Below are 5,625 nucleotides of genomic sequence, written 5' to 3' on the forward strand. Positions count from 1 at the left end.
GGATTGTAGGTCCGCGAGGCGTCGAGCTGGTAGATCAGGTCATTGGCGTCGCGGCTCGCCATGTCGCGCGTGACCCGCTCGACGATAAAAGCGTCGGCGGCCGCGCGGGTCGGATAGGCGACCTGGACCTGGAGCGGGTTCCAGCCCGCCGTCTGAAGCAGCGAGACGGCGACACGCAGCCCCATTGCCGGCTGCGTCGTGTAATTGCCGCCATTCCATGCGGGATCGGCGCGAATGCCCTCGATCGCCATCCGCCGCCACATCCGGTTGTGGCCGGCGATCTCGGTCGGCAGGCAGGCCATCGGCATCATCGCCCGGGCGAAACCGGGATGGGTCTCGGCCCAGACGAAGCCGTGCATGCAGCCCATCGAGGTGCCGAAGAGGAGGCGGAGGCGGTTCACCCCAAGCTCGGCCAGCATCCGCCGCTGCGCCTCGACCATGTCGTCATAGTCGTAGGCCGGGAAGCGCATGCGGAGGCCGTCGCTCGGCTTGGACGAGCGGCCATGGCCGATATTGTCGGGAAGGATGATGTAAAAACGGCTGATGTCGAGCGGCTGGCCGGGGCCGTACAGCTCGTCGGCGAATTGCGGCTGGAGGAACTGACGGCCCGAGCCGCCGGTGCCGTGGAGGACCATCACCGCGTTCGTGATATTGCCCGCCGCGTCGCGGCGCGGCGTGCCGAGCGTCGCATAATGCATGAGAAGCTCGGGCAGCGTCTCGCCGGAGCGGAAGCGGAAGTCGCGCAGGGTGACGTCGCCCTCGGTCAGCCCTGCCGCATAGTCGGTCTGGGCAAGTGCCGCGCAGGGTGCGAGCAAAACGAGCAAGGCAAGCAGTAGCGGCCGCATCATATCCTCCCGGTCAGGAAGGGCAGCTCTACCGGTCCGGCGGCCGGCCGCAAGGCTCAGGTCAGGAAGCCGAGATTCCAGGTGCTGGAATTGTAATTGTTGATGTTGGGCAGCGCCGTCGACATCTGGCCAGAGGAAACGCCGAACCAGTTCGCCAGCGTCGAGCCATATTGGTCGACCGAGAGGCTGGGCAGCAGCCGGCCCTGGCCGACATCGTCCGGGCCGTTGTTCGCGATCGTCGGCGGATTGCCGTAAAAGGCCCGGCCGTTGACCGCGCCGCCCATCACGAAATGGTGCGAGCCCCAGCCATGGTCCGAGCCGTTGGCGTTGGAGGTCAAAGTGCGGCCGAAATCGGAACCGGTAAAGGCGGTGACCCGGTCCGCGATGCCCAGCTCGACCGTCGCGTCGTAGAAATAGCGCATCGCGGCCCCAAGCCGGGTCATCAGCACCGGATGGGTGGTGAGCATCGAATCGTGATTGTCGAAGCCGCCGAGGCTGACGAAGAAGACCTGCCGCCGCGCCCCCAACTCCTGAGACACGGAGATCAGGCGCAGCACGATCCGAAGCTGTTCGGCCAGGTTACCGGTGTTGGCCGGGAAGGGCGTGGTGATCGTCGGCGAAGCGGCAAGCGCGGCGGTAACCTGCGCCTGGAGATCGATCGAACGCCGGGTGACCGTGGCATGCTCGTTCTCGAACAGGTTGGTGCGGGCGCCCGTCATCAGGCCGCGCAGCGCGGTCATCCCGGCGCCCGAGCCGAACAGGGTCGTCGCGTTGTTGAGCAGCGGGATCGGCCCGGTGGTCGTGACGCTGTACTGGATCGCGGTCCGGCCGGCGAGATAGACGCTGTTGCCCGAGGCGCTGATGCAGGTGAGCGCCGAGGCGCCGTTGCCCGACTGGAGCAGGTCGCCGATCCGGCCGCCCCAGCCGGAGGTGGCGCCTTCCGGGCTCGATGCCTGCCAGAAGCTCTGCTGGTCGTTGTGGCTGAACAGCTTGGGCGGCAGGGGCACCGAGCGGTTGGTATAGTTCGTCTTGCTGGTCGGTTGGACGAGGGCGCCGACGTTGAGCATGACCGCCATCCGGCCGGCGTTGAACACCGGGATCAGGGGCGCGAGATTGGGCGCGAGCGCGAACTGCCGGCCGCCGGACAAGGGGTTGGTGGGGTTGAGCACGGTCGGCGTCAGCGTGTCGCGCAGATGGGCGATCGTGCCGCGATTGGCGGCGTAAAGATCGTAGGAGGCCTGATCGTAGGGCGTCACCGTGTTGGCATAGTCATTGCCGCCGAACAGGAAGATGCAGACCAGGGCCTTGTAGTCGGTGGCTGTGGCGGCCGCGGCCTCGCCGATCGCGGCGAGGTTCATGACGAACGGCGCCGCGCCGCCGACGATGCTCAAGGCCCCGGCCCGCTGGAGGAAGGCACGACGGGAAAGGTCGGTCATCGCGCCCTCCTCACTTCTGGACCAGGAATTCGGGGCTGGCGAGGGTCAGCGTCACCGCCGTGTAGACCCGGTTCGCGGGCCCGTTCGCACCGGTCGCCAGGATCGCGTCCACCGCCCCCCTGATCGTGGCCTTGGTCGCGTCGGAAAGCCGCGCGCCGAGCCTGAGGTCCACCTCGTTGACCAGGGCCGTGCTGTCGCCGGCGAGCGTGATAATGTCGGCATAATTGGCGCGGAAATCGGCCGTCGAAGGCACCAGGCCCGCCATATAGTTCACATAAGCGATCACCGACGGCTCGTTGGTGATCTGGAATTCCGGCGCGACCAGCCCGGCGGTGGCGATCGCGGTGTTGGGCGGCGTGTAACCCGGCCGGAAGAAGTTGAAGACGCTGGGCGACCGGCCCGGGCTCTGGCCGAGCCGGTTCGAGGTCGAGCTGGTGTCGCCGATCGTGTTCCACAGACCGGAAGCGGAGCCGGCGTTGAACGCCCGCGCCCAGCCGGTCAGCCGGTTGATCGGCTCGCGCAGCTTGCCGAAGCTGGCCGCGTCGGCGATCGCGACGCTGCGCGCCTCGACATCGAGCAGGATGGCACGGACCACGGCGCGAAGATCGCCGCGCACGCCCGAGCCGTTATTCTCGAACACCGCCGAAATCCGGGCGACATAGGCCGGCGCCGGGTTCGAGGTGACGAGGTGCTGGATCAGCTGCTTCGAGACGAAGGGCGCGACATTGGGATGGGCGAAGATCGCGTCGAGCGCGAGGCGGAGGCTGTTCGCCCCGTCGGTTCCGGCCGGAATCGTCGTGCCGAGGAAGGTCTTCGCGCCGGTTTCATGCTGCGAGGCGATGTTGGCCATCGGCCGCCGCAGCCGGTCGGGCGTCGTGGCGTCGCTCGAATCGAGGTTCCAGCCGGTGAAGACACGCGCCAGGCCGGTAATATCGTCCTGCGTGTAGGTCTCGATTGGCTGGCCGCCGGCGCCGGTCTGGACCGTGCCGTCGGCATTGAGGCGCAGCAGGCCGATGGTGAACAGCTGCATCAGCTCGCGCGCGTAATTCTCGTCCGGCACCGCGCCGGTCTGCGCGTTCGCCCTGCGGTTGCCGAGGAAAGTGAGGTAATAGCCCATCGCGGCGTTGGTCGAAATGTTGGTCAGGAGCGTCCGGAAATTGCCGAACGCGCCATCCATCAGCACGTCGACATAGGCGGCGACGGCAAACTGCCGCCACCCCGAAGTCACGCCGCCGATGCCGACGACGAGGAAGTCGAGCAGCGCCATGCCGACCCGGACGCGGAGCTGATCCGGGCTGGCGATCAGCTGTCGCCACATCACGGGATCGAAGCCGTTCTCGTTGTCGATATTGGCCGCGTTGTTGTAGCCCGCCTGGACCAGCCAATCCCAATGGCTGACCGTCCGGGCGGTCGCGAATTGCTGGTCGAGCCAGGCGGCGAAGCCGATCGCCGCGACATTGTCGATGCCGGCCCGGCTCGAGCCCATCGAGGCTTGCGAAAGGAAGCGGGTAGCCTCTGGGCCGGTCGGCAGCACGATCGCTGGAGGCGGCGGTGGCGGCGGCACCACGGCCGCGGGAGGCGCTCCACCGCCACCGCCTCCTCCACCGCCGCACGCGGCGAGCGGCAAGGCGGCGGTGAGGACGATTTCGGGCGGCAGGCCATGGCGGTCCGGCACCGCCGCCTCGGCAGGCGCGGGTTCGAGCGCAGCGATATCCGGAAACTCCGCGAAGCGCTTTCCGGGGTCGTGTCCGTCGGTCATCGGGGCCCTCCCCTTACCGCATAACGTGCGAGGGCCGCATTCCCGTCGGTCATCTGTTGCCCTCCCCTCCACTTGGCGTGCCTCAAGCTGCGCCAAGGGCCTTGCCGGATCGTATAGGCTAAGGGTGAATCGGCCGGTAGGGTCGATTACATCTCGCGACCAATTTCGCCGCCGAAGCGAGGCATGAATGCGCCGCGACGAGTCATGCGGCGGACAAGAAAAAAGGGCGCGACCCGCGATGCGCCGCGCCCTTTTTCGTTCAGTCCTGCTCAGACGTGCTCGGGCTCGCCGTGCAGCCGGACTTCGACATCGTCGCGCAGGCCCTCGCCGAGCGCGACCGCGAAGGGCGCGAGGCCGTCGCCGCTGGGCAGACCGACCGCGAAGCGGGCCGACGTCCGTCCCTCGCCGCCGCCCGGCAGGCGATAGCGGGCGTCGGCGACCACGACCGGCAGCACATCGTCCCTCAGCCGATTGCGCGGCAGGGCGATGGCGGCATCGACCCTGGCGCCGTCGCCCGGCGCGATCCGGGTCTCGGAGGTCGCCGCGTCGGCCGGCGGCTCGATCAGCGAGCGCTCCATGTCGGAGCCCTGCCCGGCCAGCATCCAGGTCGAGATGCGAACGTGCTCGGCGGCGACCGTGCCGGTATTGCCGACGGTGAGCTCGAACTCGACCAAGGCTTCGTCATCGGTGGTGCCGGCGCGGACCGGCCGCATCAGGAATTCGAGCCAGGGCCGATGGCCTTCCGGGCTCGACGAGGCGGCCAGCGCCTCCATATCGGCCCGATCGGCCTCGCCCAGCTCGATGCCGGTGGCGGAAGCGGTCACTTCCGGCTCGACGACCGGCGCGGTCTCCGGACGGCGGAAGGCAGGCGTGACGAGCGCCGGCTGATAGTCGGCGCGCGCCACCGGAGCGGCCGGCTCGACGACGTTCGCCGGCTCCTCATAAGCGGGCTCCTCATAATAATAGTCATCCTCGGCCGACCGGCGGCGGCGCCAAAGGACGATCCCCGCAAGCGCGATGACCAGCGCCAGGCCGGCAGCAACCAGCCAGGTGACGGTAGAGCTTTCCGTGTCGACGACAGCGACATCGCCGGCAGGCTCTGCGGGCGCGGCTGGCGCCGGCTCGGCAACCGGCGGCGGCAGCGTGGCTTCCGCGACTGGGGCAGGAGCCGGTGCGGCGGGAGTCGTCTCCGGGGCCGACGCGGCGGGCGCAGCCGGCGCCGGCGCAGACCGGTTGGCAATGCGGACGCTGCGCTCGGGCGCGCGCTGCGCGGGGCGCGCCGTCCGGCGCGCTTCCGGCGCGGCAGGAGCGGCGCGAGGCGGCTCTGCCGGCGTGGCGCGCGGCGCGGGCGCAGGAGCCGGCCTCACAACCGGCGGCGGCGTCTCGGCAACCGGTGGCGGTGGTGTCACCACGACCGGCGGCGGCGGCGCGACGACCGGCGCGGCTTGCCCGAACACAGGGGCGTTGAGGAAAGCGGCGGACGCGAACAGCGCGACGGCGGCGGTGCGAAGGGTCTGGGGGTGCGTTTTCATAACAGCGGGCCAACGAGTTCACGGCCAAAAAGGCACCGCTCATCGTTTGATCT

Annotated in this window: 4 protein-coding genes; all 4 read right to left on the reverse strand. The window is 69.0% G+C overall.

Annotated features, from left to right (window positions below; translation table 11 throughout):
* Positions 1-848, reverse strand: an 848-nt coding sequence (locus ACT4N3_RS03165; RefSeq protein WP_444853754.1) for an alpha/beta fold hydrolase, incomplete at its 3' end; no start/stop codon positions are given.
* A 53-nt stretch (positions 849-901) separates the two neighbouring features.
* Positions 902-2,281 (reverse strand): DUF1501 domain-containing protein, encoded by a 1,380-nt coding sequence (locus ACT4N3_RS03170; protein WP_444853755.1) that lies wholly within the window; start codon positions 2,279-2,281, stop codon positions 902-904.
* Positions 2,282-2,291: 10 nt separating this feature from the next.
* Positions 2,292-4,040 (reverse strand): DUF1800 domain-containing protein, encoded by a 1,749-nt coding sequence (locus tag ACT4N3_RS03175; protein ID WP_444853756.1) that lies wholly within the window; start codon positions 4,038-4,040, stop codon positions 2,292-2,294.
* 269 nt (positions 4,041-4,309) lie between these two features.
* Positions 4,310-5,572: an LPXTG cell wall anchor domain-containing protein gene (locus tag ACT4N3_RS03180; RefSeq protein WP_444853757.1), complete on the reverse strand. Its 1,263-nt coding sequence runs from the start codon at positions 5,570-5,572 to the stop codon at positions 4,310-4,312.
* Positions 5,573-5,625 lie beyond the last annotated feature (53 nt).

This window comes from Sphingosinicella sp. (genome assembly GCF_052388015.1).
Taxonomy (GTDB): domain Bacteria; phylum Pseudomonadota; class Alphaproteobacteria; order Sphingomonadales; family Sphingomonadaceae; genus Allosphingosinicella.

Bases quoted from the DNA above. Each gene is read 5' to 3' on its own strand.
- ACT4N3_RS03170 (WP_444853755.1), bottom strand. From the start codon at position 2,281: ATGACCGACCTTTCCCGTCGTGCCTTCCTCCAGCGGGCCGGGGCCTTG.
- ACT4N3_RS03175 (WP_444853756.1), bottom strand. From the start codon at position 4,040: ATGACCGACGGACACGACCCCGGAAAGCGCTTCGCGGAGTTTCCGGAT.
- ACT4N3_RS03180 (WP_444853757.1), bottom strand. From the start codon at position 5,572: ATGAAAACGCACCCCCAGACCCTTCGCACCGCCGCCGTCGCGCTGTTC.